The organism is Lentzea sp. NPDC036949 (genome assembly GCF_055608075.1).
Map to the genome: position 1 here is coordinate 74,675 of NZ_JBVJRA010000005.1, position 26,902 is coordinate 101,576.

The 26,902-nt window shown below is 71.4% G+C and carries 21 protein-coding genes and 1 riboswitch; of the genes, 13 read left to right on the forward strand and 8 right to left on the reverse strand.

Features of this window, described 5'->3' with window-relative positions:
- Positions 1–252: 252 nt before the first annotated feature.
- Positions 253–882 (forward strand): phosphoribosyltransferase, encoded by a 630-nt coding sequence (locus ACZ7CD_RS15845; protein WP_470379136.1) that lies wholly within the window; start codon positions 253–255, stop codon positions 880–882.
- Here ACZ7CD_RS15845 and ACZ7CD_RS15850 read toward each other — a convergent pair.
- The 3 genes from ACZ7CD_RS15850 to ACZ7CD_RS15860 are packed head-to-tail and all read right to left on the reverse strand — an operon-like array spanning position 838 to position 2,266.
- Entirely contained in the window at positions 838–1,131 is a 294-nt protein-coding gene (locus ACZ7CD_RS15850) for an antibiotic biosynthesis monooxygenase family protein (protein WP_360387281.1), read from the reverse strand. The genes ACZ7CD_RS15845 and ACZ7CD_RS15850 overlap by 45 nt on opposite strands.
- The gene (gene hisG / locus ACZ7CD_RS15855) at positions 1,128–1,988 is read right to left on the reverse strand and encodes an ATP phosphoribosyltransferase (RefSeq protein ID WP_360387278.1); all 861 of its coding nucleotides are present in this window, start codon (positions 1,986–1,988) and stop codon (positions 1,128–1,130) included. Before hisG ends, ACZ7CD_RS15850 begins: the two co-directional genes overlap by 4 nt.
- A 14-nt stretch (positions 1,989–2,002) precedes the next feature.
- Positions 2,003–2,266, reverse strand: coding sequence for a phosphoribosyl-ATP diphosphatase (locus ACZ7CD_RS15860; protein WP_065920430.1), 264 nt, complete (start codon positions 2,264–2,266; stop codon positions 2,003–2,005).
- 106 nt (positions 2,267–2,372) lie between these two features.
- Here ACZ7CD_RS15860 and ACZ7CD_RS15865 point away from each other — a divergent pair, with 106 nt between their 5' ends.
- From ACZ7CD_RS15865 to ACZ7CD_RS15875, 3 genes are all read left to right on the forward strand, one after another.
- On the forward strand, positions 2,373–3,023 hold the full coding sequence (locus ACZ7CD_RS15865; protein ID WP_360387276.1) for a (2Fe-2S)-binding protein: 651 nt from the start codon (positions 2,373–2,375) through the stop codon (positions 3,021–3,023).
- A gap of 48 nt (positions 3,024–3,071) precedes the next feature.
- Positions 3,072–3,246: riboswitch (cobalamin riboswitch) on the forward strand.
- 32 nt (positions 3,247–3,278) lie between these two features.
- Positions 3,279–3,467, forward strand: a complete 189-nt coding sequence (locus ACZ7CD_RS15870; RefSeq protein ID WP_089955709.1) for a CbtB domain-containing protein — start codon at positions 3,279–3,281, stop codon at positions 3,465–3,467.
- Between the two features lie 16 nt (positions 3,468–3,483).
- Positions 3,484–4,233 carry a CbtA family protein gene (locus tag ACZ7CD_RS15875; protein WP_470379137.1) on the forward strand — a complete coding sequence of 250 codons (750 nt, stop codon included), beginning with the start codon at positions 3,484–3,486 and terminating at the stop codon, positions 4,231–4,233.
- On the opposite strand, the gene ACZ7CD_RS15880 is transcribed toward ACZ7CD_RS15875, so the two are convergent.
- Together ACZ7CD_RS15880 and metH are read right to left on the reverse strand one after the other, a co-directional pair.
- A complete protein-coding gene (locus ACZ7CD_RS15880; RefSeq protein ID WP_470373344.1) occupies positions 4,230–4,886 on the reverse strand; it encodes an HAD family hydrolase in 657 nt (218 codons plus the stop codon). The two genes, ACZ7CD_RS15875 and ACZ7CD_RS15880, sit on opposite strands and share 4 nt — an antisense overlap.
- Complete coding sequence (metH, locus tag ACZ7CD_RS15885) at positions 4,879–8,418, reverse strand: methionine synthase (protein ID WP_470373343.1); 3,540 nt, start codon at positions 8,416–8,418, stop codon at positions 4,879–4,881. Before metH ends, ACZ7CD_RS15880 begins: the two co-directional genes overlap by 8 nt.
- Before the next feature lie 114 nt (positions 8,419–8,532).
- Here metH and ACZ7CD_RS15890 point away from each other — a divergent pair, with 114 nt between their 5' ends.
- Together ACZ7CD_RS15890 and ACZ7CD_RS15895 are read left to right on the forward strand one after the other, a co-directional pair.
- Positions 8,533–9,366 (forward strand): PAC2 family protein, encoded by an 834-nt coding sequence (locus ACZ7CD_RS15890; protein ID WP_458434437.1) that lies wholly within the window; start codon positions 8,533–8,535, stop codon positions 9,364–9,366.
- A gap of 139 nt (positions 9,367–9,505) precedes the next feature.
- On the forward strand, positions 9,506–10,666 hold the full coding sequence (locus tag ACZ7CD_RS15895; RefSeq protein ID WP_458433303.1) for an MFS transporter: 1,161 nt from the start codon (positions 9,506–9,508) through the stop codon (positions 10,664–10,666).
- A gap of 1,510 nt (positions 10,667–12,176) precedes the next feature.
- On the opposite strand, the gene ACZ7CD_RS15900 is transcribed toward ACZ7CD_RS15895, so the two are convergent.
- Entirely contained in the window at positions 12,177–13,064 is an 888-nt protein-coding gene (locus ACZ7CD_RS15900) for an ABC transporter ATP-binding protein (protein ID WP_470379138.1), read from the reverse strand.
- A gap of 92 nt (positions 13,065–13,156) precedes the next feature.
- Here ACZ7CD_RS15900 and ACZ7CD_RS15905 point away from each other — a divergent pair, with 92 nt between their 5' ends.
- The gene (locus ACZ7CD_RS15905) at positions 13,157–13,645 is read left to right on the forward strand and encodes a GbsR/MarR family transcriptional regulator (RefSeq protein ID WP_360387255.1); all 489 of its coding nucleotides are present in this window, start codon (positions 13,157–13,159) and stop codon (positions 13,643–13,645) included.
- A gap of 57 nt (positions 13,646–13,702) precedes the next feature.
- On the opposite strand, the gene ACZ7CD_RS15910 is transcribed toward ACZ7CD_RS15905, so the two are convergent.
- Positions 13,703–14,803: a S1 family peptidase gene (locus ACZ7CD_RS15910; protein WP_470379139.1), complete on the reverse strand. Its 1,101-nt coding sequence runs from the start codon at positions 14,801–14,803 to the stop codon at positions 13,703–13,705.
- A 413-nt stretch (positions 14,804–15,216) separates the two neighbouring features.
- Here ACZ7CD_RS15910 and ACZ7CD_RS15915 point away from each other — a divergent pair, with 413 nt between their 5' ends.
- From ACZ7CD_RS15915 to ACZ7CD_RS15925, 3 genes are all read left to right on the forward strand, one after another.
- Entirely contained in the window at positions 15,217–17,013 is a 1,797-nt protein-coding gene (locus tag ACZ7CD_RS15915; protein WP_470379140.1) for a S8 family peptidase, read from the forward strand.
- Between the two features lie 602 nt (positions 17,014–17,615).
- Entirely contained in the window at positions 17,616–17,756 is a 141-nt protein-coding gene (locus tag ACZ7CD_RS15920; RefSeq protein WP_360387246.1) for a hypothetical protein, read from the forward strand.
- Positions 17,757–19,307 carry a helix-turn-helix domain-containing protein gene (locus ACZ7CD_RS15925; RefSeq protein WP_470368572.1) on the forward strand — a complete coding sequence of 517 codons (1,551 nt, stop codon included), beginning with the start codon at positions 17,757–17,759 and terminating at the stop codon, positions 19,305–19,307. It abuts the gene before it with no gap.
- An 88-nt stretch (positions 19,308–19,395) separates the two neighbouring features.
- Here ACZ7CD_RS15925 and mshC read toward each other — a convergent pair whose 3' ends face one another.
- Entirely contained in the window at positions 19,396–20,634 is a 1,239-nt protein-coding gene (mshC, locus tag ACZ7CD_RS15930) for a cysteine--1-D-myo-inosityl 2-amino-2-deoxy-alpha-D-glucopyranoside ligase (RefSeq protein WP_470379141.1), read from the reverse strand.
- 163 nt (positions 20,635–20,797) lie between these two features.
- Between mshC and ACZ7CD_RS15935 the strand changes: the two genes are divergently transcribed.
- The 3 genes from ACZ7CD_RS15935 to ACZ7CD_RS15945 are packed head-to-tail and all read left to right on the forward strand — an operon-like array spanning position 20,798 to position 26,875.
- Positions 20,798–21,580, forward strand: a complete 783-nt coding sequence (locus tag ACZ7CD_RS15935) for a slipin family protein (RefSeq protein ID WP_360387239.1) — start codon at positions 20,798–20,800, stop codon at positions 21,578–21,580.
- A 58-nt stretch (positions 21,581–21,638) separates the two neighbouring features.
- Positions 21,639–25,553, forward strand: a complete 3,915-nt coding sequence (locus ACZ7CD_RS15940; protein ID WP_470379142.1) for an AAA family ATPase — start codon at positions 21,639–21,641, stop codon at positions 25,551–25,553.
- Positions 25,550–26,875 carry an esterase/lipase family protein gene (locus tag ACZ7CD_RS15945; protein ID WP_470379143.1) on the forward strand — a complete coding sequence of 442 codons (1,326 nt, stop codon included), beginning with the start codon at positions 25,550–25,552 and terminating at the stop codon, positions 26,873–26,875. Before ACZ7CD_RS15940 ends, ACZ7CD_RS15945 begins: the two co-directional genes overlap by 4 nt.
- Positions 26,876–26,902 lie beyond the last annotated feature (27 nt).

The following is a 26,902-nucleotide window of genomic DNA, read 5'->3' on the forward strand; positions in this document are numbered from 1 at the left end:
GCAGTCCGTAGTGGACATCCCGAGGACGTTGCTCTCGATGCCCAGTGCGCGGGTCTGCGTCTCACTGGTGAGGGCCGGCACGAGCGCGACCAGGACGAGTGCGGCCGCCTTTCCCAGGTGGCGCAGACCAGAAGGCGCTCAGAAGTCGTCCCAACACACCGCGCCGTTGCACCGGGTGAAGTAGCTGCCAGCGGCTTTACGCCGTTCGTGCGTGCCGCGGGAACGGGGACGAGGCGTAGCGTCGGCGGGACTGTGAAGAGGTTCGCGAACCGGCGGGAGGCGGGCCGCGCCCTGGCCGCGCAGCTTGCGGAGCACACCTGGCACGACCCGCTCGTGCTGGGGCTGCCGCGCGGCGGTGTGCCGGTGGCGGCGGAGGTCGCGGACGTCCTCGGGGCCGAGCTGGACGTGGTGGTGGCGCGCAAGATCGGCGCGCCGGGGCACCCCGAGTACGGGGTCGGCGCGGTCGCGGTGGACAGCGCGCCGATCTACGACGCCGCGGTGCTCAGAGCGCTCGGGCTCACCGAGGAGCAGCTGGCCGCGGGCTGCGACCGCGAACGGGCCGAGGCCGCGCGCAGGACCGCGCTGTACCGGCGGGACCGGCCGCCGCTCGTGGTCGAGGGGCGGGACGTGGTCGTGGTCGACGACGGGCTGGCCACCGGTGTCACCGCGCGGGCCGCCCTGCGCTGGCTGGAGCGACGAGGGCCGAACCGCCTGGTGCTGGCCGTGCCGGTCGCCGCGAGGCAGTCGGTGCGCACGTTCAGCACGCCCGTGGTGGCGGTGCTCCTGCCGCGGCACCTCGGTGCGGTGAGCCGGTGGTACGACCGCTTCGAGCAGACCTCAGACGCCGAGGTCCTCGAAGTGCTGGACCACCGGGAACGGTGAGTAGAACCGGTGCAGCAGCTCCGACCACCGGGCGTAGGACGGGCCCTGGCGGAACCCGACCGTGTGCGCCTCGACCGACTCCCACTGCACCAGCAGCAGGTACCGGTTCGGGTCCTCCAGGCACCGCGACAGCCGCAGGCCGAGGAAGCCCGGCGAGGCGGAGATCAGCTCCCGCGCCTCGCCGAAGACCTCCTCGAACTCCGCCGCACGTCCGGGCAGGACGTCCAGCACGGCGTGCTCCAGGATCACAGGCGGCAGAACCGGATGTCCGAGGCCAGGATCGCCTTGGCGCCGATCGCGGCCAGCTCGTCCATGACCCGGTTCGCGTCGCGGCGGCGGACCATCGCCCGCACCGCGACCCAGTTCTCGTCGGCCAGCGGCGCGACCGTCGGCGACTCCAGGCCCGGCGTGAGGCTGATCGCCTCGTCCAGCAGCGTGCGCGGGCAGTCGTAGTCCAGCATCAGGTACTGCTGGGCGAACACGACGCCCTGCAGGCGGGCCTGCAGCTGCTTCTTGGCCGGCGACAGCTCCGAGCCCGCGCGGTGCACGAGGACCGCCTCCGACTCGCAGATCGGCTCGCCGAACGCCACCAGGTCGTGCTGACGCAGCGTGCGGCCGGAGCCCACGACGTCGGCGATCAGGTCGGCCACGCCGAGCTGGATGGAGATCTCGACCGCGCCGTCGAGGCGGATCACCGTGGCGTTGATGCCGCGGCGTTTGAGGTCGCGGCCGACCAGCTTCGGGTAGGCGGTGGCGAGCCGCTTGCCCTCCAGGTCCTCGACCGTCCAGTCGGTGCCCCGCGGGCCCGCGTAGCGGAAGGTGGACCCGCCGAAGCCCAGCGCCAGCAGCTCCTCGACGGAGGAACCGTTGTCGTCGGCACCCGAGTCGGCGGCCAGGTCGCGGCCGGTGATGCCCAGGTCGAGGTCACCGGACGCCACGTAGATCGCGATGTCCTTGGGGCGCAAGAAGAAGAACTCGACCTCGTTGTTCGGGTCGAGCACGGTCAGGTCGCGCGGCTCGTGCCGCTGCCGGTAACCGGCCTCGGTCAGCATCGCGGAGGCGCGTTCGGCGAGCGCGCCCTTGTTCGGGACTGCTACGCGCAGCATCGGTCAGCTCTCCGTCAGAGGTACTTGTAGACGTCGTCGAGGGTCAGGCCGCGGCCCAGCATGATCACCTGGAGGCGGTACAGCAGCTGCGAGATCTCTTCCGCGAGCTTCTCGTCGGACTCGTACTCGGCGGCGATCCAGACCTCGCCCGCTTCCTCCAGGACCTTCTTGCCCTGCGCATGGACGCCGGCCTCAAGCGCAGCCACGGTGCCGGAACCCTCCGGCTTGGTGCGGGCTCGTTCGGTCAGTTCGGCGAACAGCGAGTCGAAGGTCTTCACGGGGGCACATCCTCCCACCTCCGGACGGGTGGTCCACACCGCGGTCACCTCTGTTCCAGCCCGTGGACGTGATCTGTCCTGCATGGACACCCAGTAGCGTGAATCTGTGTCGGAGTTCGCCGAAGTCCTCGCAGCGCTGCGCCAGGTGCGCGGCATCAACCCGTTCTTCGCGCTGGACGTGGGCCGTCCGGACGACTCGTGGCTGCCGGGGACGGCACTGCTCGAAGGCCCCGCCCTCAGGGAGACCATCGACGCGATCGCGGCCCGCTACAACGCCGCCGAGCCCCGCGTCGCCGCCAGCCTGTTCTTCCTCAGCTACACCGCGCGGCTGCTCAGCCCGCTCACCGCGACGGACCTGCCGATCGACGTGCGCCCGGAGAACCTGTGGTGGCAGCACCACCGCCGCAACGGCCTGAGCGTCCGCATCGACACCCCGCGGCTCGGCCCGCGCCCGGCGGAGGCGCTCGCACCGGTCGTGGAGGCGGTCCACGCGGTCGTGCCCGTGGCACGCGGTCTGCTGTGGGGCAACGCGATGTCGAACATCGCGGGCGCGCTGAAAATGGTGGTGCGAGCGGGTGCGCTGAGTGCGGAGGAAGCGGAGGAACGCGGCAACCGGCTCATGGCAGCGCCACCGTTCGAAGGTGCCGGGGAATTCGTCACCCTGCCCGGCGAGGTCGCGTTCCTGCGCCGGTCGTGCTGCCTTTACTACCGCGTTGCCGCAGGTGGGAAGTGCGGGGACTGCCCTCTTGTGAAGTGATGAAGACGACAACTCTTATGGCCGGTTGTGCGTGAACCGCCGTTCACCTTACGGTGCACGCGCCGCAGTGACGGGAAGCCGGTGGAAATCCGGCGCGGTCCTCGCCACTGTGACCGGGAAGCGATCCCCGCCGAGCACGTCACTGGTCCCGCGAGGGGCTGGGAAGACGCGGGGGCAGCGTTGATCCGGGAGTCAGGAGACCGGCTGCGGCGCCGTAAGGAGTTTCACCTTCCACGAGGTATGGAGGAGCCCGTCATGACGAGCCCTGCAGCAAGCCTGTCCGCCGTCCGCGTGCCCAAGTGGGCCTTCGCCGTCTCACTGCTCGGCCTGATCGTCACCTACCTGGTCCTGCAGGAGAACGGCCTCGCTCTCGGTGCGAGCTCGGAGCTGCTGCACGAGTTCTTCCACGACGGCCGCCACGCCCTCGGCGTTCCCTGCCACTGATCCGCTGATCACGCAGATGACGACCACGTACAGGTCGATCGCACTGCGCGGACTCGCGGCCGGCGCCATCGCCGGTACCGCCTCCGCGCTCGTGCAGCTCCTGGTCACCGAGATCCCCATCCGCGCCGCACTGGCCGTCGAGGAGGCCCGCGCCCCCGCCGGTGACGGCCACTCCCACTCGCACGGCGAGGAGGGGCTGGTCAGCCGCGGCGTCCAGATCGCGGGCGGCATGCTCGGCGTGGTGATCGTCGGCATCGCCGTCGGCCTGGTGTTCGCCACGGCCTACGCGCTGTCGAAGCGCTGGTTCGCCGACCGCACGCCGTTCACCCGCAGCACCGCGTTCGGAGTCGCCGTGTTCGGTGCGGTGGCGCTGCTGCCGTGGCTGAAGTACCCGGCGAACCCGCCCGCGGTGGGCGACCCGGACACGGTGAACTACCGCACCGCGCTGTACCTGGGCGTGGTGGTGGCCGGTCTGGCGATCGTCTGGGGAGCGAGCTGGCTCGCCTCGGCACTGGCCGCGCAGCCGCACCCGGTCCGCGTGACCGCGGTGCTGCTCGCGGTCGTGGCGGCGGTGGCGGTGGTGCTGGTGGCGTTCCCCGCGCCGCCGGACACGATCCCGGCGGACATGCCGGTGGCCGTGCTGTGGCAGTTCCGCCTCAGCTCGCTCGCCCAGCTGGCCACGCTCCACATCGGTCTCGGCGTGGTGTTCGGCCTGCTGGTCGATCCGGCGACACGCCGGGCGAAGGCACCCGTCGCGGCTCTCTAAAGAGCGCGCAGCACTTCGAGGTCGACGCCGACGAGGGAGTCGCGGAACACCCGCCGCTCCCCCGCCGGCACCTCGACGTCACACGGCACGACCAGCACGGTGCACCCGGCCGCCACCGCAGAGGCGACACCGGTCGGCGAGTCCTCGACCGCCACGCACCCGGCCGCGTCCACGCCGAGCAACCGCGCCGCCTTCAGGTACGGCTCCGGCAGCGGCTTGTTCAGACCGTCCACCTCGTCGCCGCACACCGTCACGTCGAACAGGTCGCGGCCGATGGTGTCGAGCGCGACCTCGGTCAGCGACCGTTCGGTGGAGGTCACCAGCGCCATCGGCACGCCGGACGACCGCACCGCGCGCAGCGCCTCGGCAGCGCCCGGACGCCACGGCAGACCGGTGCGGAAGACCTCCTCGGTGCGGCGGGAGATCCACGCGGCGCCGTCGGCCATGTCGGCGTCGGTCGGTTCGATGCCGACGTCGGCGAACAGCAGGCGCATCGTCGTGGGGACGTTGCTGCCGACCATGCGTTCGCGGGTCTCCAGCGACAGGATCCCGCCGAGCTTCTCGGCGTACTCGTAGAGCGGGATGTCCCACAGCTTCTCGGAGTCCAGCAGCGTGCCGTCCATGTCCCACAGGACAGCTTGCGGGTCAGACATTGAAGTACTTCGCCTCCGGGTGGTGCGCCACGAAGGCGTCGGTGGACTGTTCCGGGTGGAGCTGGAGTTCCTCGGACAGCGTGACGCCGATGCGGGCCGGGTCGAGCAGGTCGACGACGCGCCGGCGGTCTTCCATCTCGGGGCAGGCGCCGTAGCCGAACGAGTACCGCGCGCCGCGGTAGCCGAGCTTGAAGTACTCCTCGACGGCGGCGGGGTCTTCCTGGGCCACTGACCCGCCCGCCGGCCACACGAGCTCCTCGCGCACGCGCTTGTGCCAGTACTCGGCCAGCGCTTCGGTGAGCTGGACCCCCAGTCCGTGGACCTCCAGGTACTCACGATACGCGTTCTTGCCGAACAGCTCGTTGGCGTAGTCGGCGATCGGCTGGCCCATCGTCACGAGGTGGAACGCGATGACGTCGACCTCACCCGACGAGCGGGCGCGCCAGAAGTCGGCCAGGCAGAGGCGCCGATCCCTCTTCTGGCGCGGAAAGCGGAACCGGAAGCGCTCCGGCGCGTCCGGGGAGGGCTCGGTCAGGATGACCAGGTCGTTGCCCTCGGACACGCACGGGAAGTAGCCGTAGACGACCGCGGCGTGAGCAAGAACACCTTCTGTCGCAAGGCGTTCCATCCAGTACCGCAGCCGTGGCCTGCCCTCGGTCTCGACGAGCTCCTCGTAGGTCGGGCCGCCGCCGCGCGTGCCCTTGAGGCCCCACTGGCCCATGAACGTCGCGCGCTCGTCCAGCAGCGCGCTGTAGTCCGCGACGGGAATGCCCTTCACCACGCGGCTGCCCCAGAACGGCGGCACCGGCACCGGGTTGTCGGTGGCCACGTCGGAACGACCGGTTCCCGCTTCTTCCTCTCCTGGCGCGGCTTTGCGGGCCGCGGCGATGCGCAGCGCACGTTCGCGGCGGGCCTTGCGCTCGGCGGCCTTCGCCTGGGCCTCCGGGTCGACCAGAGGGGTCTCTCCGCGTTTCGCCGCCATGATCGCGTCCATCAGGCGCAGGCCCTCGAACGCGTCGCGGGCGTAGCGGACGTCGCCCAGGTACATCTCGGTCAGGTCGTTCTCGACGTAGGCGCGGGTCAGGGCGGCGCCGCCGAGCAGCACCGGCCAGCGGGCCGCGACGCCCCTGGAGTTCATCTCCTCCAGGTTCTCCTTCATGACCACGGTCGACTTGACCAGCAGGCCGGACATGCCGATCGCGTCCGCGCGGTGCTGCTGCGCGGCCTCCAGGATGGCGTTGATCGGCTGCTTGATGCCGATGTTCACGACCTCGTAGCCGTTGTTGGACAGGATGATGTCGACGAGGTTCTTGCCGATGTCGTGCACGTCGCCCTTGACCGTGGCGAGCACGATGCGGCCCTTGCCGCCGTCGTCGGACCGTTCCATGTGCGGTTCGAGGTGCGCGACGGCGGTCTTCATGACCTCGGCGGACTGCAGCACGAACGGCAGCTGCATCTGGCCGGAGCCGAACAGCTCGCCGACGGTCTTCATGCCCGCAAGCAGCGTGTCGTTGATGATCTGCAACGCCGGGCGCTCGTCCAGTGCGAGGTCCAGGTCCGCTTCCAGGCCGTTGCGCTCGCCGTCGACGATCCGGCGCTCCAGCCGTTCGAACAACGGCAGCGCGGCCAGTTCCTCGGCGCGCGACGCGGAGTTCGACTTGGTGGTGACGCCCTCGAACAGCTCCATCAGCTTCTGCAGCGGGTCGTAGCCCTCGCGGCGGCGGTCGTGGACCAGGTCCAGCGCCACCGCGCGCTGCTCGTCGGGGATGCGCGCCATCGGCACGATCTTCGACGCGTGCACGATCGCCGTGTCGAGGCCCGCCTGCACGCACTCGTGCAGGAACACCGAGTTCAGCACCTGGCGCGCGGCCGGGTTGAGTCCGAAGGAGACGTTCGACAGGCCCAGCGTCGTCTGCACGTCCGGGTAGCGGCGCTTGAGCTCGCGGATCGCCTCGATCGTCTCGACCGCGTCGCGGCGGACCTCCTCCTGGCCGGTGGAGATCGGGAACGTCAGGCAGTCGACGATGATGTCGGAGCGGCGCAGGCCCCAGTTCGTCGTCAGGTCCTCGATCAACCGGGTGGCGACGCGGACCTTCCAGTCCCTGGTGCGCGCCTGGCCCTCCTCGTCGATGCACAGCGCCACGACCGCGGCACCGTGCTCGGACACCAGCCGCATGATCTTCTGGAAGCGCGAGTCGGGCCCGTCGCCGTCCTCGTAGTTCACCGAGTTCACCGCGCACCGGCCGCCCAGGCACTCCAGGCCCGCTCGCAGCACGTCCGGCTCGGTGGAGTCGAGCACGACCGGCAACGTCGACGCGGTGGCCAGCCGGGACGCGAGCGCCCGCATGTCCGCCTCGCCGTCGCGGCCGACGTAGTCGACGCACAGGTCGATGAGGTGCGCGCCCTCGCGGGTCTGATCCCGCGCGATCTCGATGCAGTCGTCCCACTTCTGGGCGAGCATCGCCTCCCGGAACGCCTTGGAGCCGTTGGCGTTCGTGCGCTCGCCGATCATCAGCACCGAGGCGTCCTGCTTGAACGGGACGGACTGGTACAGGGAGGACACCCCGGGCTCGGGACGCGGCCGGCGCGCGGGCGGGCCGAGGTCGCGCACGGCGGCGGCGACCTGGCGCAGGTGCTCCGCGGTCGTGCCGCAGCAGCCGCCCACGAGCCGGGTGCCGAACTCGGTGACGAACCCGGCCAGCGCACGGGCCAGCTCCTCCGGGGAGAGCGGGTAGACGGCGCCGTTCGGGCCGAGCTCGGGCAGGCCGGCGTTCGGCATCACCGACAACGGGATGCGGGCGTGCTTGGCCAGCGTGCGCAGGTGCTCGCTCATCTCGGCGGGGCCGGTCGCGCAGTTGAGGCCGATCAGGTCGATGCCGAGCGGTTCCAGCGCGGTCAGCGCGGCACCGATCTCCGAGCCCAGCAGCATCGTGCCGGTCGTCTCGACGGTGACCTGGGCGATGATCGGGACCGTGCGGCCCTCCGCGGTCATCGCGCGCTTGGCGCCGACGACCGACGCCTTCGTCTGCAGCAGGTCCTGCGAGGTCTCGACGATGATCGCGTCCACGCCGCCGGCGAGCAGGCCGCGGCACTGCTCCACGTAGGCGTCGCGCAGCGTGGCGTACGGGGCGTGGCCCAGCGTCGGCAGCTTGGTGCCGGGGCCGACCGAGCCGAGCACGAACCGCGGCCGGTCGGGGGTGCTGAACTCGTCGGCCACCTCGCGGGCCAGTGCCGCGCCGCGTTCGGACAGGTGGTGGATTTGATCGGCGATGTCGTACTCGGCCAGGTTCGCGAGGTTCGCCCCGAACGTGTTGGTCTCGACGGCGTCCACGCCGACCTCGAGATAACCGCGGTGGACGGCCTTCACGACGTCCGGCCGGGTGACGTTCAAGATCTCGTTGCAGCCCTCGAGACCGGAGAAGTCGTCGAGCGAGAGGTCGGCGGCCTGGAGCATCGTGCCCATGGCGCCGTCGGCGACCACAACCCGGTTCACCAGCGCTTCGAGGAACGGTGAGGATCCACGATCAGGCATGGGCCAAGCCTACGATGACTTGGCTGGGGGAGGCCGTAGTCTGGCGCCGTGAACGATCCGTCCCAGGACTCCCCGACCCCCGCGAACCCGCGCGAACCGCTCACGAGCCCGATCATGGTCTGCGCTTTCGAGGGGTGGAACGACGCCGGCGATGCCGCGAGCACCGCCGTCGAGCACCTGCAACTCACCTGGGACGCCACCCCGCTCGCCGAGATCGACCCGGACGACTACTACGACTTCCAGGTGACGCGGCCCACGGTCCGCATGGTGGACGGTGTCACCCGAAGGGTCGACTGGCCGACGACGCGGCTCTCGGTGTGCCGGCCGCCCGGCTCCTCCGTCGACGTGGTCCTCGTGCACGGCATCGAGCCGAACATGAGGTGGCGCAAGTTCGCGGACGAGCTCCTCGGCCACATCGAGGTGCTCGGGGTGACGACCGTGGTGACGCTCGGCGCCCTGCTCATGGACACGCCGCACACCCGCCCCGTCCCGGTCACCGGAACCGCCTACGACGCGGACGCCGCCGAGAAGTTCGGCCTGGAGCACTCGAAGTACGAGGGCCCGACCGGCATCGTCGGCGTGTTCCAGGACGCGTGCGTGCGGGCCGGCATCCCGGCCATCTCGTTCTGGGCCGCCGTGCCGCACTACGTGTCGCAGCCGCCCTCCCCCAAGGCCACGCTCGCGCTGCTGCACCGGGTGGAGGAGGTCCTCGACATCGAGGTCCCGCTCGGCGCGCTGCCCGAACAGGCGGAGGAGTGGGAGCGGACCGTCTCCGAGATGGCCGACGAGGACGAGGACGTGCGCAACTACGTGCGTGCGCTGGAGGAGCGCGGCGACGCGGCCATGCAGATCACCGAGGCCTCCGGTGACGACATCGCGGCCGAGTTCGAGCGCTACCTGCGCCGTCGTGGCCGCGGCCCCGGCTGGCCGTCGACCGGTCCGCGCTGACCTTCCGGGCGTCTGCAAGTACCACCAGCAGGGTGGTTGGTGGTACTTGCAGATGCCCTCAGCCGGGACGGCGGGGAAAGTTAGCACCCGGCAAGCATCTGTGCCGCCGGCCCGATTAGGGTGAACGGCGGAGGTGTCCGTGGGACGGTTGGCACGCGCCGGGTTGTACGCGGGCGCACTGATCGGGCCGTTCGGCGGCGCCGTCACCACGTCGGTCCTGCCCGAGATCGGCGGCAGCTTCGGCCGCTCGCCGGGTGCGGCGGCCTCGACGCTCACCTACTACCTCGTGCCGTTCGCGGTGCTGATGCTGGTGTCCGGCACGCTCGCGCAGCGCTGGGGACCGCAGCGCACGGTCCGGATCGCGTACGTCGCCTACGCCGTCACGTCCCTGCTGGCCGCGAGCGCGTGGACGTTCGAGGTGCTGCTGGCCTCGCGGGCGTTGCAGGGTGCGGCGAACTCGTTCACCACGCCGGTGCTGCTGGCCGTGATCGCCGCCTCGACCCCCAAGGAGAAGCTCGGGCGCGCACTGGGGCTGTTCGGGTCGATGCAGGCGGCCGGGCAGACGTCGGCGCCGCTGGTGGGCGGGCTCAGCGCGGAGGTCGACTGGCGGCTGGCGTTCGTGGTGATCGCGGTCGTGGCGGCCGGGCTCGCGGTGCTGGGAGTGCCGCAGACCGACGCCGAACCGGAGCGGGACGCGAGCCTGCGCAGCGCGTTCGTGCCGAGCACGCTGCGGCCGGCGCTGATCGCGTTCATCGGCTGGGGCTGTCTGGGCGGGTTGTCGTTCCTCGTGGCGTTCCGGCTGGACGACGTGTTCGGGCTCGGCGCCGGTGAACGCGGGTTGTTGCTCACCGGGTTCGGCGTCGTCGGGTTCCTGACCGCCCGGCACATCGGCAGGGCGATCGACCGGTTCGGCGCGACCACCACCGTCGTCGTCGGCGCGACGCTCGGCGGTGGTCTCGTCGCCGCGGTCGGCACGGCCCCGCTGGCGGCGCTCGTGGTGGTCGCGTGGGCGCTGACCGGTGCGGCGGCGCAGGGCGTGCTGGTCAGCATCAACGCGCTGGTGCTGCAGAGCGACAACGCCAACAGGGGCGGCAGCGTCAGCGTCGTGCAGTCGCTGCGCTTCATGGGTGCCGCCGCGGCCCCGCTGGCGTTCGTCCCGCTCTACCAGGCCCACCCGCTCGCGGGCTTCCTCGTGCCCGCCGCGCTGCTGGTCGTCGTGCCCGCGGTCGTCACGTGGTCAGGTCGCGGCGCCGGAAGCCGGCGAAGCCCGCGGCCAGGAGCACCACCGCGACCGCGGTGAGCCACCCGAGCGGCTCGAAGGTGATGTCCGGGTACTTCGGGACGTGGGTGAACGGCGCGAGGTCGATCACCCACTGGTCGAGCCGCAGGGCCGGGCCGAGCAGCGTGAGCACCAGCGACACCGACACCACCGCCCAGCTCACGCCGGTGAGCTGCGGGAACACCCCGAACAGCGCCAGCGCCACGCCCGCGACCACCCAGGCCGCCGGGGAGCTGGACCAGCGCGGTGCCGACCATGCGCGGCAGCACACCGCCCAGGTCGTCGGTCTGCACTCCGTAGACCAGGCCAAGCCCCAGGCCCGCCGCCACCAGCACGACCGCGCCGCCCACCAGGGCGAACACCGCGTGCGAGGCGACCCAGCCCGAGCGCGACACCGGGGTGGCGAGCAGTGGCTCCGCCCGGAGCGAGGTCTCCTCCGACCGCAGCCGCAGCACCGCCTGGACCAGGTAGATCGACGTGATCAGGCCCAGCAGCTGCGTGACGGTCGCGAAGAACGCGTCCACCATCGCGTCGGCACCGCCGATCTGCTGCACGACCTGCCCGAGCGCGGGGTTGTCCTGCACCATCTGCCCGACCGCCTGCGCGACGCTGCCGTAGATCACGCCCACGCCGGACAACGCGATCGACCAGCCGATCAGCGAGCCCCTCTGCAGCCGCCAGGCCAGGCCGAACGGGCTGCCGATCGTGCCGTGCGCCGGGCCGGGCCGCGCGGCCAGCAGGCCGAGCCCGACGTCGCGGCGGGTCACGACGTAGCTCGACAGGCCCACGAGCAGGACGAACGCCGCCAGCGGGAGCAGCAGCACCCAGAACCGGTCGTCGCCGAACGACCGCACGTGCTCGGTCCAGCCGATCGGCGAGAGCCAGGTCAGCCACTGCGGGCCCGACTCCCCCGCGGCGTCGCCGGCCGCGCGGAACAGGTAGGTGACGCCGAGGAAGCCGCCCGCGACCGCGTTCGACACGCGCGAGTTCTCCGACAGCTGGGCGGTCAGGGCGCTGACGCCGGTGAACACGAGGCCCACCGAAGCCGTCGACAGGCCGAACGCGAACGAGCCGGCCGCGTCGAGGTCCTTGCCGATCAGCGCGAGCGCTTGCAGGAGCCCGATCAGCAGGCTCGTGCCGCCCGCGGCGACCACCGCGGCGGCCAGGGGCGCGTGCCGGCCGACGACCGTGGCGGCGATGAGCTCCGTGCGGCCTGCCTCTTCTTCTGCGCGCGTGTGGCGGGTGACGACCAGCATGGCCATGATCGCGACGAACAGGCCGGAGAACACGCCCCAGCGCCACACCACCAGGCCGCCCAGCGACGACCAGTCGTGCAACGGGCCGAGCATCGCGAGGAACGCGGAGTTGGCGTTCGCGGTGGCGCCGAGCAGCGCCCGCGACTCCTGCGAGGAGTACAGCTCCTCCAGCGCGGTGGTCGTCGAGTAGGTGACGCCGACCAGGAACAGCACCCAGACCGGCAGCAGCACCCGGTCGCGGCGCAACGCCAGCCGCACGAGCTGCCAGGTGCCGATCATTTGGCGTCCTCGTAGTGGCGCAGGAACAGCTCCTCCAGCGTGGGCGGCTGCGAGGTCAGGGTGCGCACGCCGGTGGACACCAGCTGCTTGAGGGCGAGGTCGAGCTTGTCCGAGTCGACCTCGAACCTCACCCGGTTGCCCTCGGCGACCAGGTCGTGCACGCCGTCGAGGTGCGCCAGGCCGTCGGGCGGGCCGGCGAGCTCCGCGGAGATCGAGGTGCGGGTCAGGTGCCGCAGGTCGGCGAGCGTGCCGGTCTCGACGACGTGCCCGTTGCGGATGATGCTCACCCGGTCGCACAGCGCCTCGACCTCGGCGAGGATGTGGCTCGACAGCAGCATGGTGCGGCCGCGCGCGCGTTCGTCGTTGATGCAGTCCTGGAAGACGGCCTCCATCAGCGGGTCGAGGCCCGAGGTCGGCTCGTCCAGGATCAGCAGCTCCACGTCGCTCGACAGCGCGGCGACCAGCGCGACCTTCTGCCGGTTGCCCTTGGAATAGGTGCGGCCCTTCTTGCGCGGGTCCAGCTCGAAGCGCTCCAGCAGCTCGGCGCGGCGGGCGGGGTTCAGCCCGCCGCGCAGGCGTCCGAGCAGGTCGATGACCTCGCCGCCGGTCAGGTTGGGCCAGAGGTTCACGTCGCCGGGGACGTAGGCGAGGCGGCGGTGCAGGGACGCGGTGTCCTTCCACGGGTCGCCGCCGAGCAGCCGCGCGGTGCCGGAGTCGGCCCGCAGCAGGCCGAGGAGGATCCGGATCGTCGTCGACTTGCCGGAACCGTTGGGTCCCAGGAAGCCGTGCACCTCACCGGTCCGGACGTCCAGGTTCAGATCGTCCAGTGCACGCGTCGGGCCGAAGGTCTTCACCAGGCCCGACACGGATATCGCAGATGTCATGGCCGGTAAGCTACGCTTGTTTCACAACTTCGTGAAGTCCGTAAATTTTGCCCGATCGGCTGACGGAAGGGGATGATGCCGCGGTGACCAGGGTGACCCAGCGTGACCAGCAGGCGGTGAGCCAGTTCGTCGAACGGTTCGGCGCGATCCTGTCGGACACGGGCATGGCCCGCATGCCCGCACGGATACTCGCGGCGTTGCTCACGACCGACTCCGGCAAGCTCACCTCGGCCGAGATCGCCGACCTGCTGCAGATCAGCCCGGCGGCGGTGTCGGGCGCGGTGCGCTACCTGACCCAGGTCCGGATCGTGAGCCGCGAACGGGAGCCCGGCTCGCGCCGGGACGTGTACCGGATGCGCGACGACGTCTGGTACGAGGCGACGTTCCGCAAGGACCAGATGCTCGGGATGATCGACGAGGTGCTGTCGGAGGGCGTCACGGCGCTGGGCACGCACACCGACGCCGGGGCGCGGCTGGACGAGACGCGCGAGTTCTTCCGGTTCTGCCACGGCGAGCTCGGGTCGATGATCGAGCGCTGGAAGGCGCACCGCGAGAAGTGGATCGCCGACCGCGAGTCGTGAACGCGGAACGCCCGCGGGGACAGGGACCCGCGGGCGTTCTCAGCCATGCGCCGGACGTCAGCCCGTGACCAGCGTCAGGTTGTACGCCGAGAGGATCTCGTTGACCGGCTGGAAGTAGGTCGTGCCGCCACTGGTGCAGTTGCCGGAGCCACCCGAGGTGACGCCCTGCGCCTGCGTGCCGCTGACCCACGAGCCACCCGAGTCACCGGGCTCCGCGCACACGTCGGTGCGCGTGAGGCCGCTGACCGAGCCCTCCTGGTAGTTCACCGTCTGGTTCTTGGCCGAGACCGTGCCGCAGTGCCAGCCCGTGGTGGAGCCGGAACGGCAGATCGACGCGCCGACCGCGGCCTCGGTGCTGCCGGAGACGACGACGTCGGCGCCGCCGTAGTGGTTCACCTTGGCCGTGGGCGTCCAGGACGAGTTGGCCTTGACCCACCCGTAGTCGTTGCCCGGGAAGGACGAGCCTTCGAACGCGCCGAGCGCGGTGCGGTCGGCACCGGCCACGGAGTCACCGGACGAGCCGCAGTGACCGGCGGTGACGAACCCGCCCTGCACCGCGAAGCCCACCGAGCAGCGACCGGCGTTGTTGATGTAGTACGCGTCACCGCCGCGGATGTCCTTGAGCAACCGCGGTGCCTCGTCGGTCTCGACGACCTTCGCGAGCGCGCCCGCCTTGGCCGCGAACGCCTGTGCGGCCTGCGCCTGGCCGCGCTTCGCGGTGACCGTGACGACGTTGGCCCTCGTGTCGACGAACCAGCCGGTGACCTCGGCCGGGGCCTTCTCCGCGTCCAGCTTCGCCTTGGCCGAGTCGAGGTCGCCGGCCGAGTTGGCCACCGTCCTCGGTTCGGCACCGAGCTGGCGCAGCCGCTGCGACTTGGCCTCGTCGGTCACGCCCACGACGAGCTTGCCGGTGGCCGCGTCGAACCACGCGCCACCGAAGTCGTCACCGGCGAGACCCCGTGCGACGTGCTGCAGGACCGCGGCCGCGCTCTCCTGGCGCAGCCGATCCGCCGCCTGCCCAGCGGTGAGGCCGAGGTCGCGCTGCATCGCGGCCAAGAGGTCCGCCGACGGTTCCGGCGCGGCGACAGCGGCAGGGGATGCCGTCGCCGCGAAGGCACCCGCCAGGACGGCGACCGCCGCGAAGGCAATGCGCTTCATAGGCACTTCTCCTCATCTTTCGATCTCGTGCAGGGCCGGGAGTAACACCGGACCGGGCAGCGGCGATGAGGGGGATGGCTGTGCTGCAACACAGCTCGCACGACACCGGATGCATGGCGTCCCCAGGCGGCGAACTGCCCGATCAGTTCGTTCCTCCGTCCGGGTGACGCTATGTCGTGCTGCCTACCGGTCGGTAGGGCCGATCGACGGGTTGGACTTCGGCGGTCGAGTTGGTATAGGGAATTCAAATGCGCTCTCTCGGTCTATTTCCGTGACTGCGGGTGAGCGATTCGTCCGTTGACATGCACACGCAAAAACGTCAACAGTTGCGTCGTACCGGTCTATCCCTCTGACCTGCGGGTTTGGTCTAGCGTGCAGGACACCCTGTTCCCTGCACGAGGGAGAACCCTGCAATGCGAAGAGTCTTGGGTGCGGGACTCGCCGCCGCCGCTGCCGCATGTCTGGCCGCCGCCGTGGTTCCCACCGCTTCAGCTCAGGAAATCACCGGCACGATTCTCGGCGCCGACCGCGCCGACGTCGTCCAGGACAGCTACATCGTCTCGCTGAAGGCCGGCACGGCGTCGAGGGCCGCCGCTCCGGACCTGGCCGGTCGCTACGGCGGCAAGGTGCGCGACGTCTGGCAGCACGCGCTCAACGGCTTCTCGGTGAACATGACCGCGAAGCAGGCGGCACGCCTGGCAGCCGACCCGCGCGTCGCCTACGTCCAGCAGGACGCCCAGGTGCACATGCTCGACGTCCAGCAGAACCCGCCGTCATGGGGTCTGGACCGCGTCGACCAGCGCGACCTGCCGCTGAGCAACAGCTACCAGTACGACACCACCGCGTCGAACGTGACGGCGTACGTCATCGACACCGGTGTCCGCACCACCCACGCCACGTTCGGCGGCCGTGCCACCTGGGGCACCAACACCTCCGGTGACGGCAACAACAGCGACTGCAACGGCCACGGCACGCACGTCGCCGGCACCATCGCGGGCTCGCAGTACGGCCTCGCGAAGGCCGCCAAGGTCGTCGCCGTGAAGGTGCTCAACTGCCAGGGCTCCGGCACCACCGCCGGTGTCGTCAGCGGCATCGACTGGGTGACGGCGAACGCGGTGAAGCCCGCGGTCGCGAACATGTCGCTCGGCGGCGGCGCCGACTCCACCCTGGACGCGGCCGTGCGCCGTTCCATCGCTTCCGGCGTGACCTACGCGATCGCGTCCGGCAACTCGAACACCGACGCCTGCAGCACCTCGCCCGCCCGCGTCACCGAGGCGATCACGGTCAACGCGTCGACCAACACCGACGCGCGCGCCTCGTTCTCGAACTACGGCTCCTGCACGGACATCTACGCGCCGGGCCAGAACATCGTGTCGTCGTGGAACACCAACGACACCGCCACGAACAACATCTCCGGCACCTCGATGGCCACCCCGCACGTCGCGGGCGCGGCGGCCCTGTGGCTCGCCACGCACCCGACCGACTCCCCCGCCGCCGTCTGGGCGGGCCTGGACGCGACCTCGACCCCCAACAAGATCACCAACGTCGGCGCCAACACCCCGAACAAGCTGCTGTACACGCTGTGGGGCGGCGGCCAGCCCGGCAACCCGGCGGTGACCAACCCCGGTGCGCAGACCTCCACGGTCGGCACCCCGGTGTCGCTGCAGCTCTCGGCCTCCGGCGGCACCCCGCCGTACACCTGGTCCGTGACCGGTCTCCCGGCCGGCCTGTCGGCGTCCTCCTCCGGCGCCATCTCCGGCACGCCGACCACCGCGGGCACCTCCTCGGTCACCGCGACCGTGACCGACTCGACCGGCAAGACCGGCTCGGCCACCTTCTCCTGGACCGTCAACGCCGTGGGCGGCAGCTGTGACGCCCGCACCAACTCCACCCCGGCCGCGATCCCGGACCTCGGCACGGTGACCAGCACCATCGTGGTCTCCGGCTGCGCGGGCAACGCCTCGGCCGGCTCGACCGTCAAGGTCGCCATCACCCACACCTACAAGGGCGACCTGGTCGTCGACCTGGTGGCGCCGGACGGCACCGTCGTGAACCTGCACAACCGCAGCGGCGGCTCGGCCGACAACATCAACGAGACCTACACCAAGGACCTGTCCGGTGAGGCCGCCAACGGCACCTGGACGCTGCGCGTGCGTGACGCGGCGTTCCTGGACACGGGCACGTTGACCAGCTGGACGCTCGACGTCTGAGCCTCGGCTGTGCGTTGAGGACCGCCTCCGGCATCCGTGCCGGGGGCGGTTCCTCGTTGCTGTGCCTTGCGCGAAGTCGGACACTTCCGTGAAAGATGTGGGGTGCCCGTTCTCCGGGCACCCCACATCGCGTTGACGGCTCCCACAAGCGGCAGCAAGGGGGCTGTCGACCGAACTCGTCTGGACCGCAGCGAGACTCGGTGCCTTCGCCCGCGAAGGTGACCCCATCTTGACACCGCGCGACGCGCGAAGCGCAGTCGAGATCGTGGCCAAATCCGCGTCAAATCCTGGTCAGTCCGCCCACAGCTCGACCAGCGGGCTGATCAGTGCACATGGCGACGATCTGAGCGGTGGGCCCGGCCGGTGGGTCCAGAGCCGAAGAACACCGGGTCCCCGTGGGCTCCGCACCGAACATCGCCGCGCATCTTCGGTGAACAGCCCGAATGCCTTGCCGCGCGCTTCGGGCCAGCGGTACCAATCGAGCGGCATCCGGGAGACGGCAGCTCCCGGACGCCAGTTACGCCGATTCGTCCGGACCGCAACCCGAGAGAGTTGATTCGGTGATTCCCATCATCTGCGCGGTACCCCCGCCATTGCAGTCAGTGCTGCTCCGCGTCCGTCCCCCGGAGGTGCGGGACGCCGAGGCGGAAACGCGCCTCGTGCTCTCCCTGGCCCTCCTCGTCGCCATCACGGCCACGACCGCGATCTTCATCGAGAGGTCGTCGAAGGGCCGGGTGAGGTGAGTGGGCCAGAAGCGGCTGAAGCCGATCCGCGACGAGCACAGCCCGGCCGGCGTGGTGGCCGGGTTCCTGCGCGGCCTCTACACCGGCAACGCCGACCTGACGCTGACCCGGCTCGCGGCGGACACCGGCTACTCGCAGGCGTCGTTGTCCGAAGCCCTCAGCGGGAAGGTCATGCCCTCGCTCGATCTGGTCATCGCCTTCGTCGAGGGGTGCGGGCGGGACGACGCCGTGGTCGAGGCGGGGCACGTGTGGCGCCGGGAGAAGGCGCGCAGCCAGGGATCGACCCGGCCGCCGCGCCCGGAACGCGCCGACTCGTGGGAGAGCCTGCACGACGAGGTGGTGCTGCTGGCGCACGAGTCCGGCGTGTTCAGGGCCAAGGCGCTGTGCGACGCGGCAGCGGCGGCCGGGCACCCGATGACGCACACGTCCGCTCATCGCTGGCTGACGACGGCACGTCCACTCAGGCTGGACAGCCTGGACACGATCCTCAACGCCTGCAAGGTGCCGATGCGGCAGCGGGAACCGTGGGTGCGTGCGCACGACCGTGCCGCGGACAACGCGGGTGCGGTCCGGGCGTCCTTCCAGGGGACGGCCTGTCTTCCGGCCGGCTCGCTCAGCCACGAGGCGCTGGCCGAGGAGTTGCGGAGGATGCGGCGCGGGGCCGGTGTGCACGCACCCGACTTGAAGGACGCGGTCGGCCCGGTGCTGCGCGAGCTCTGCGACCTCACCGACTTCGACGGTGCGGAAGTGGTGCGCCGCAAGGTCGGCGAGTGGGTCCACTCAGTGGCGGGTGGGCTACCGGCCGACGTCCGCGTCACCGTCCTCACCGCCCTCGGTCTCAACCCGGACGCCCCGCACCGGGTGTTCCGGGAACGGGTCGAGTGGCTCGCGGCGCAGCAGGACCGCAGCCCCGGGACGTCCCGGCGCAGGATCGACGAGGCGCTGACCCGGATGGCCGAGGCCGCGGTCGCGGCGCCCCGGCCGGCGCTGATGACCTCCCGCGAGCACGCCTGGCACGTGCGCGCGTTCGAGGCCGTGCTCAGCCTGGACGGCACCACTCCGCGCTGCACCGAGAGCAGGACGATCGTGGCCGACCGCGACGGGCTGGACCGGATCACCTGGTCGCTCACGCTGCCGCGCAACGGTGACGACAGCCCCGGGGAGCTGGACGTGACGGTGCTGCACGGGGCACAGCTGTTGTCGAAGGAGCGGCCGTCGCCGCGGCGGTTCGTGCTGGGGCTCGGTCTGCCCCGCCGGCTGCGGTCCGGCGAGGTGCACGACTTCGTGTTGCAGGTCAGCGTGCCGAACGGCCGGCTGAGCCCCAGGTACGTGTTCTGGCCGGAGCGGAGGTGCGAGCGCTTCCGGCTCGTATCGCGGTTCGGCAGCCGGAAGCCCGCGGCCGTGTGGCGGGTCGACCACGTGTTCCACCGGGACGCCGACGAGATCGAGACCGGGCGGGACTACGTCTCCGTGGACGACGGCGGCGAGGTGCGGGCCGCTTTCGCCGAGCTGCAGGCGGGCCACGGTTACGGCATCAGGTGGGCCTGGTGAGGTGAGGGAAGACCGCACCGGACCACGGCCGTGCGGAACGAGCCGGTCATCGACCCTGGAGCCCAGGGCCGATGACCGGCTCGTCCGGCTAGAGCTCCACGCCCAGCAACGCATCCACGGCGGTGCGGATCTGCGACGGTCCGTGTGAGTCCGACCCGCCAACGGACAGCGTCTCGTCGGCCCACGCGTCGATGGCGGCCAACGCGCGCGGGGTGTCGAGGTCGTTGCCCAGGTGGTCGCGCAACCGGGTCACGGTGTCCACAGCGGACGGACCGGAGGACAGCGACACCGCGCTGCGCCACTTGTCGACACGGGCCAGGGCCTCGTCGAGCAGTGCGGAGGTCCACGGGCGGTCGGCGCGGTAGTGGCCGGCGAGCAGGGCCAGCCGGATCGCGTTCGGGTCGACCTTCTCCGCGCGCAGCTTGGAGACGAAGACCAGGTTGCCGCGGGACTTCGACATCTTCTCGCCGTCGAGGCCGATCATGCCCGCGTGCACGTAGTGGCGGGCGAACGGGTGCTCGCCGGTCTGGGCCTCCGCGTGCGCGGCCGAGTACTCGTGGTGCGGGTAGATCAGGTCGGAACCGCCGCCCTGCACGTCGATGCCCATGCCGAGGCGGTTGTGGGCGATGGCGCTGCACTCGATGTGCCAGCCGGGGCGGCCCTCGCCCAGCTCGGACGGCCAAGAGGGCTCGCCCTCGCGCTTCATCCGCCACAGCAGGGCGTCGAGGGGGTGCTTCTTGCCGGGGCGGTCCGGGTCGCCGCCGCGTTCGGCGAACAGCGCCCGCATCGTGTCCTCGGAGTAGTTCGACTCGTAGCCGAACCGGCCGGTGGCGTTGTGCTCGAAGTAGATGTCCGGGTACTCGTCGTCGTCCACGCGGTAGGCGTGGCCGTCGGCCACCAGCTTCGCGACGACCTCGACGATCTCCGGGATGGCTTCGACGATGCCGACGTAGTCCTGCGGCGGCAGGACGCGCAGGGCCTCCATGTCCTCGCGGAACAGGGCCGTCTCGCGCATGGCAAGGACGACCCAGTCGTCCTTGTCGCGCAGCGCGCGCTCCAGCAACGGGTCGTCGACGTCGGTGACGTTCTGGACGTAGTGCACGTTGTGGCCGTTGTCGAGCCAGATCCGGTGCACGAGGTCGAACGCCAGGTAGGTGGCGGCGTGGCCGAGGTGCGTCGCGTCGTACGGCGTGATGCCGCAGACGTACAACCTGGCGGTGTCTCCTGGCGCCGTCGGGCGCACTTCGCCCGTAGCCGTGTCGTACAGCCGCAGCGGGCGGGGGTCCCCCGGAACCCGCGGCACAGGAATGGATGACCAGGTTTGCATGCTTCCGACACTAACGCGTGCCGACGGGTGGAGTGCACTTTCCGGGTGTTGGGACGAGCACCCCGAACGGACCAGCACGGCCGGTCCGCCGCGACCGTGACCTGCGCCTAGGGGCGTACCGTGGGAGATCGGGGAATTCGCCGATGAGTGGAGGCGGGGTCTCATGGTCATCTTCGAAGTCCTCGGCGGACTCGTCACGCTCGGCGCCATCGGCCTCGCCATGAGCGCGCGCGTGATCAAGCAGTTCGAGCAGGGGCTCGTGTTCCGGTTCGGCCGGCTCCGGGAGGGCGTGCGCGGGCCGGGGCTGACGATGCTGGTGCCGGGCGTGGACCAGCTGCGCAAGGTCAACATGCAGATCGTCACGCTGCCCGTGCCCGCTCAGGACGGCATCACCCGCGACAACGTGACCGTGCGCGTGGACGCCGTCGTCTACTTCAAGGTGCAGGACCCGGCCAAGGCCGTCATCAACGTCGAGGACTACCGGTTCGCGATGCTGCAGGTCGCGCAGACGTCGCTGCGGTCGATCATCGGCAAGAGCGAGCTCGACGACCTGCTGTCCAACCGGGAGAACCTCAACCAGGGCCTGGAGCTGATGATCGACACGCCCGCGCTGTCGTGGGGCATCGACATCGACCGGGTCGAGATCAAGGACGTGGCGCTGCCGGAGAGCATGAAGCGCTCGATGTCGCGGCAGGCGGAGGCCGAACGCGAGCGGCGGGCCCGCGTCATCACCGCGGACGGCGAGCTGCAGGCGTCGAAGAAGCTGTCCGAGGCCGCCGGCCGCATGCAGGAGACACCGGCGGCGCTCCAGCTGCGCCTGCTGCAGACCATCGTCGAGGTGGCCGCGGAGAAGAACTCCACGCTCGTGCTGCCGTTCCCCGTGGAGCTGCTGCGGTTCCTGGAGAAGAACACCGGCGAACCGCTCCCCCGCCGTTCGCCCGAGTGAGTTAACGGCGTAACGCCGCTGTCCCGCGAACGACGTCCGGGCAGGGGGTACGACCGACATGCGGGAGAAGGCCAGGGGCAGGTTCGTCGGCATCGGTGTCAGCTCCTACGAGCTGTTGCAGCCGTTGCAGCACGCCGTGAGCGACGTGCTGGAGCTGCGCGCGCTCCTGAAGGGCTACGAGGGCGAGCCGCTGGCGGACCCGACCGAGGCCGAGGTCCGCGCGCACATGCAGGCGGTGCGGCGCACCCCGCAGGACGGTGGCGCCCTGGTGGCGTTGTTCAGCGGCCACGCGGTGCCGGTCGCGGGCAAGCTCAGGCTGCTGGCCCGCGACAACGACGGCGGCGCCGACGGCATCGCGGTCGAGGACTTCGTGCTGTGGTGTGCGGCGTCGGGCGCGCACCAGGTGCTGGTGGTCGTCGACGCCTGCTACTCGGGCACCCAGCTGGACGAGGCGCTCGGCACGATCGCGGACATGCAGGAGCAGCTGCTCACCGGGCAGATGCACTGGGCGGGCGTGCTGGTGTCGTGCTCCGGCGTGGAGACGGCCCGCGACGGGCTGTTCGGCGGCCGGCTGCGCAGGCTGCTGCGCGGGGGCCCGAGCGCGGACTCCGACGTGTGGCGGTGGAGCGACCGCACGTCGCTCGTGGACGGTGGCACGGTGGGCACGGCGCTGCTGAACGCGTGGGACAGCGACGTGCAACGGCCGCGGTTCGTGCAGTACGGCTCGGCGCAGCCGATGCTGCCCAACCCCCTCTACGCGCCGAACACCGTGGTCAAGCACCTGCTGCTGGCCGCGCGCGGCGGTGACTCGGCCGACCACCGGTCGTGGTTCGCCGGCCGCACCGCCGAGGTCGACCGGGTCGTCGGCTGGGTCCGGTCGGGCGTGCCGGGGCTGCGGGTGGTCACCGGGTCGCCCGGCAGCGGCAAGTCGGCGGTCGTGGGCCGGGTCGTGAGCCTGTCCAACGCCGCCGAACGCGACCTGCTGCTCTCCGGCGGACCGCCGTTCCGGCACGCCGACCCCGGTCAGGACTCGATCGACGCCGCCGTGCACGCCCGCGCGATGGACGCGGACCGGGTCGCCGACCTGCTCAGCCGCCAACTGGTCGCCGCGGGCCTGGTCCCGGCGCCCGAGGGACCGCGGCGCGGTGCCGCCGAGCTGGTGGGCGTGGTCAGCGCGCTCCCGGAGCCGCCGGTGCTCGTCGTCGACGGCCTGGACGAGGCGCGCGGCGAGTCGTTCTCGATCGCTACCTCGCTGCTGACCAAGCTCGCGCAGCACGCCGTCGTGGTGGTGTCGACGCGGCAGGCGCACCGGGTCGTGGGCGGCGCGCCGCTGCTGACCGAGCTGTCACCGGTGGAGGTGCTGGACCTCGACGACGCCGGCAGCGCCGCGGACGTCCGCGAGTACGTGCTGGCCCGGCTCGGTCCCACCGCTCCGCAGTCCACCGTGGACGAGCTGGCGCGGCTCCCGTTCCTGACCGCGTGGATGATCACCGACCAGCTGCTGTCCGACGGCGGCGCTGACCTCAGGCTGTCGCTGGTCGCCGCGTTCGACCGCGAGCTCGCGAAGGTCCCCGCCGCACGGCCGCTGCTGACGGCGCTGACGTGGAGCTACGGTGCCGGGTTCCCCGAGGAGGAGTGGCGCGCGGTCGCGGAGGCGTTGTCGGGCGAGCGGTTCGGCCGCGACGACATCACCGCGGTGCTCACCGAGCTGGGCCGCCACATCGTGCAGGACGGCGAGGAGGGCACGGCCGTCTTCAAGCTCACGCACCAGACGTTCGCCGACCACCTGCGGCCGCAGTTCACCCCCGGCCACGACCGGGTGTTCGCGCCGGGGGCGGAGAAGGTGGCGTGCGCGCTGATCCGGTTGTACCGGCAGCGGCTGGAGGCGGGCGTGCCGCCGGACGTGCCCGGCTACCTGTGGAAGTACGCGTGGCGGCACTGCGGGCACGCCGGCAACGAGGCGTTGAGCGCACTGCGCGAGCTGGCGACTGCGAACCGGATGCTGTTGCCGGACATCGCACTCGCGGTGACGGCGGCGGCGAACGAGCTGGCGCACTGGGGCCGCGGCGACGAGGCGGTCGAACCGCTGGAGGAGGCCGCGGCGCACTTCCGCGCGCTCGTGCCGGCGGCGCGGATGTACCTGGCGGACCTGGCGTTCGTGCTGAACCGGCTCGGCACCCGGTTCCGCGAGGCCGGCCGGCTGCAACAGGCCGTGGCGCCCGCCGAGGAGGCCGTGGTGCGCTACCGGGAGCTGGTCGCGGCGACCCCGACCACCGCGGAGACCCTGACGCACAAACGCCTCGCGCAGCGCATCGCGAAGACGACACCCCATCCCGGCGAGAACCAGACGTACGCGGCGCACCTCAGCGGTGCGCTGGTCGACCTGAGCGAGGTCTACGCGATGCTCGGGCGCCGCCACGAGGCGCTGTCGACCGCGCGCGACGCCGTGGCGGCGGTGGACGCGGACGCCCCGCTGGCGCGCGCGATGGTGTGCCTCGCGGCGCGGTGCAGCGACACCGGGCGGCGCTACGAGGCGATGCAGCGCTCCCGGCAGGCCGTCGAGCTGTACTGCGCGCTGGCGCAGACGAACCCGCTGCACCTGGCGGACCTGGTGACCGCGCTGGTGGAGCTGAGCCGCGACTACCTGTCGCTGGGCCGGCTGTCCGACGCCGACCGCACCACCCAGCAGGCGGCGGACATCAACGGCACGCTCGGCCGGCACGCGGCGTTCGAACCGCAGCTCGCCGACGCCGCGCTCGCGTTGAGCGTCGCCTACAGCATGGTCGGCCGCACCGAGGAGGCGCTGAGCTCGGCCCGCAAGGCCGCGGACCTCGCCGACGGGCTGCGCGTGCACGGCCAGGCCCTGCACAACCTGATGCGCCGCCAGCGCGACGCCGAGAAGCCGCGCGAGGCGCTGGTGACCGGGCTGCGGACGGTCGAGGTGTGCCTGCTGCCCGAGCACGAGCACCGGCTGTCGACGCTCGCGGCGGCGCTGTTCACGCTCGACGTGGTCTGCGCGCGGCTGGGCCGGCCGGAGATCGTCGAGGAGGCCTGGGAACGGGTCGTGGCGCGGTTCACCGGACCGCACCTGGCGACGTTGCTGGTGCTGCGCGCGGCAGCCACCACGGCGGGCGACCCGGCTGCGGCGACGTGGCTGTGCCAGGCGCTCACGCACGTCGGCCAGTCCCGGCAGGCGCTGCACGACGTGCACGACATCGCCCGCCGCCACCACGACTCCGCCCGCGCCTGCGGGCAGCCGTGGCCGTGGGACACGGCACCGGACTGGCTGACGGTGGACCGCGAGCTGCTCGCGACCGCCCGCCGGTGGGTGTTCGCGCGGTCGTACGCCGAGGAGCGCGCGGTCCTGCTGGCGCACCCCGAGCTGCTGTCGCCCGGCGCGGACGTCGCCGTCACCGAGGCGCTGTACGGCACCAGCCTGATCGAGGCGCAGGTCATCCAGTCGCGGCGGAGGACCGCGCAGGCGCAGGGCGTGGCACCGGCGTACCGGCCGTGGCTGCTCGCGAGCCTCGCCGACGAGTTCACCGACGCCGGCCCTGCCCGCCGCCGCGAGCTGCTCGCGACCCGGCGCGACGAACTGCTCGACAAGGAGGTCCTGCGCACCGTGCGGGACAACCGGCCGGCGCACGCGTTGCTGCTGCTGGCGAGTGAGGACACCGAGGTGCTCGACCCCGTGCTGACCGCGCTGGAGGACCCGGCGCGGGTGGCGGAGGTCCTGCGCGGGCTGGCCGCGAGTGCGTCCCCGCAGGCGCTCACCCAGGCCGTCGTCGCGCTGGGGCCGCACCCGCTGGCCGCGCTCTACCGGGTGGTCGCGCGGGCCAGGGCCGGTGACGACCGGCTCGCGCTGCCGTCCCCGGACCGGCGCCTGGCGTGGATCCACGAGCTGACCTACCTGGTGCCCGCCGACCCGGCCCTGCTCACCCTCATCCGCAAGCTCGCCGAGGAGTCATCATGAGCGATCTCGTCGTCGTCCTGCCCGGCATCCTCGGCAGCACCCTGCGGGACGAGGACGGCATGGTCTGGGAGGTCTCCGGCAGGGCCGCGTTGCGCGCCGTGCTGTCGCTCGGCCGCAGCCTGCGGCGGCTGACGCTGCCGGAGGGGATCGGTGACGAGCACCCCGGCGACGGCGTGGAGCCGGTCGCGCTGATGGCCGACCTGCACGTCGTCCCCGGCATCTGGACGCCGTTGAAGGGCTACGACCGGCTCACGCGGCGCCTCGGCTCGCTCGGCTACACGGTCGAGAAGGGCACCCTGCTGCTCTTCGCCTACGACTGGCGGCTGTCGAACCGGTACAACGGCGCGCTGCTCGCCCGGCGCGTGGACGAGGCGCTGGACCGGCTCGGACCGGACGCGAAGGTCACCTTCGTGTGCCACTCGATGGGCGGGCTCGTCGCGCGGTGGTGCGTCGAGCAGTGCGGCATGGCCGAGCGGACCGCGAAGCTGATCACCATCGGCACGCCCTACCGCGGCGCGGCGATGGCACTGGAACAGCTGGTCAACGGCGTGCGCAAGGGTCTCGGGCCGCTGGCGGCCGACCTGACCGGGTTCGCGCGGTCGTTGCCGTCGCTGCACCAGCTGCTGCCCGAGTACGCGTGCATCGAGTCGCCGGACGGCCTGCTCAAGACCACCGAACTCACGTTGCCCGAGGTCGACACCAAGATGGTCGCGGACGCGATGGCGTTCCACGGCGCGTTGACCGACTCGTTCGCCGACAAGACGTACGCGATCCTCGGTGGCAAACAGCCCACGGCCACGACGGTGAAGATCGCCGACGGCAAGGTGACCTGCCTTCGGACCTATGAGGGCGAGGAGCTCTACGGCGACGCGACCGTGCCGATGGTCGGGGCCGCGCGCAAGGGGCTGGCGTTGTCGTCGAACACGCTGCACCGGGTGACCGAGCAGCACACGTCGTTGCAGGACAACGCGGCCGTGCTGGACATGGTGGAGTCGTTCCTGACCTCGAAGACGATCGTCCCCAGGACCGTCGTCGCCACCGAACCGCAGGTCAGCGTGCCAGACCTGGCATTGGTCGGCGAGGAGCTGGAGGTCACCGTCGAGCTGCGCGACACGCCGGCCAGGGCGGTGAAGGTGGCGCTGCTGGACGAGAACGGCAAACAGGTCGAAGCACGCGTTCCGGCGATCTCCGAGACCATGACCGCGAAATTCGGTGTATTGGCCCCCGGCGCCTACTACGTGCAGGTCAGCGGCACCGCGGTGGGTGCTCCGGTGGTGCCGGTGACCTCGGCGGTGCTCGTCGCGGATTGCCGGGACGTCTGACCGGGAGGACGATTGTCCGGTCACGGA